Origin of the sequence: Pseudomonas sp. Sample_9, from assembly GCF_004307535.1 — a bacterium.
GTDB classification, from domain to species: Bacteria; Pseudomonadota; Gammaproteobacteria; order Pseudomonadales; family Pseudomonadaceae; genus Aquipseudomonas; species Aquipseudomonas mercuritolerans.
Window position 1 is genome coordinate 7427 of the sequence record NZ_RAZO01000428.1, and the last position, 1819, is coordinate 9245.

At 63.7% G+C, this 1819-nt stretch carries 2 protein-coding genes; both read left to right on the forward strand.

The genetic code is table 11. From position 1 onward, the window contains the following. Nucleotides 1-1104, forward strand: a 1104-nt coding sequence (locus tag D6877_RS24440) for an alpha-E domain-containing protein (RefSeq protein WP_241662947.1), incomplete at its 5' end; no start/stop codon positions are given. After that, nucleotides 1104-1819, forward strand: a 716-nt coding sequence (locus D6877_RS24445; RefSeq protein ID WP_130912365.1) for a transglutaminase family protein, incomplete at its 3' end; no start/stop codon positions are given. The genes D6877_RS24440 and D6877_RS24445, both read left to right, overlap by 1 nt.

Sequence of the window (1819 nt, forward strand, 5' to 3'; positions counted from 1 at the left end):
GCCGATGCCGAGGTGGTGTCGATGCAGCGCGGCGGGGCGAGCAAGGACACCTGGGTGCTCAGCGATCGTGCGCCAAGTGGCGAGCAGTGGAAGGCGCAACGCAGTGTCGGCGTGCACGATCTGGTCCGCCGCGATCCATATCTGCCGTCGCGGGTGGTGGAAAATCTGTTCTGGTTCGGCCGCTACTGCGAGCGCTGTGACGACAGCGCGCGGCTGCTGCGCATCATGCTCACGCGTTACGTCGATGGCGATGATCCGCAGGCGCTGCAAGCAGCGGTCGATCTCGGCGAGCGGCTGACGCTGTTGCCGGATGAGGGCGCACTGCCGGAGCGCCTGCTCGCTGCGTTGCTGGGCGAGGATTGGTCGTTCAGCCTGCGCTCCAACTTGCAACGCCTGCAATGGGCCGCCTCGCAAGTGCGCGGCAAGCTGTCCCGGGAAAACTGGCAGGCGCTGGTCGAATTGCAGCGCGAGGCGCTGGAGCTGGAAGTCGATGAACCGGACTTCGGTGAACTGCTGGATTTTCTCAACCGTCTGGTGATGTCGCTGGCAGCGCTGTCGGGGTTTGCGCTGGATGACATGACCCGCGACGAAGGCTGGCGTTTTCTGATGATTGGCCGGCGCATCGAACGCCTGCAATTTCTCAGCAGCAGCCTCGCCGCATTTCTGCGCGGTGCGGGTGCTTTCGATCAGGCCGGGCTGGAGTGGTTGCTGGAGTTGGGTAACAGCAGCATCACCTATCGCTCGCGCTATCTGGCGGTGGCGCAACTGATTCCGGTACTGGATTTGCTGCTGCTGGATGAGCAGAACCCCCACGCGGTGCTGTTTCAGCTGAAACTGGTGACCCGCACGCTGAAACGCCTGAACGACGATTTCGCCGCGCCTCGGGAAACCGCGCTGCCGCAACTGGTCGAGCGCCTGTCGCGGTTTGATCTCGGTTGCCTGGAGAATCCGCTGTTCGGCAAATCCAGCGTACGTGCCGCGCTGGATGGTCTGGCCGATCTGTTGCAGGAAATCGCCGAAGCCAGCGGCCAGGTATCGGATCGTCTGGCGCTGCGCCATTTCGCCCATGTCGATGATGTCAGTCAGCGTACGGTGTCCGTGTGATGAGCGCTCAGTACCAGATCTTTCACGACACCTGTTATCACTACGACAGCCCGGTCTCCCTCGCGCAGCAACTGGCGCACCTGTGGCCGCGCGAATGCAGCTGGCAGCGTTGCACCGAGCAGCAGTTGCTGATCAGCCCCGAGCCGACCATGCGCCGGGATGAGCTGGACGTATTCGGCAATCCGTTGACGCGTCTGGCATTTGAACGGCCCCATGACCAATTGCAGGTCAACGCCCGGCTGACGGTCGAGGTGCTGGCGCGGCCGGCGCTGGATTTCAACCAGTCGCCAGCGTGGGAGCAGACCCGCGATGCGCTGACCTACAGCAGTCAGCCGCTCTCCGTCGACTTGCTCGAAGCCTGTCGCTACCGGTTCCAGTCACCCTATGTGCATTTGAAGCGCAGCTTCGTCGAGTTCTCGCAAAGCTGTTTTCCGCCGGGGCGACCGTTGTTGCTCGGGGTGCAGGCGCTGATGCAGAAGATCTTCAGCGAATTCACCTTCGATGCCGAAGCCACCCAGGTGGCGACGCCGCTGGTGGAGGTGCTGGAGCGTAGACGCGGCGTGTGTCAGGACTTCGCTCATCTGATGCTGGCCTGTGTGCGCTCGCGCGGTCTGGCGGCGCGTTATGTCAGCGGCTACCTGCTCACCCAGCCGCCGCCGGGGCAGCCACGCCTGATCGGCGCCGACGCCTCGCACGCGTGGGTATCGGTGTTCTG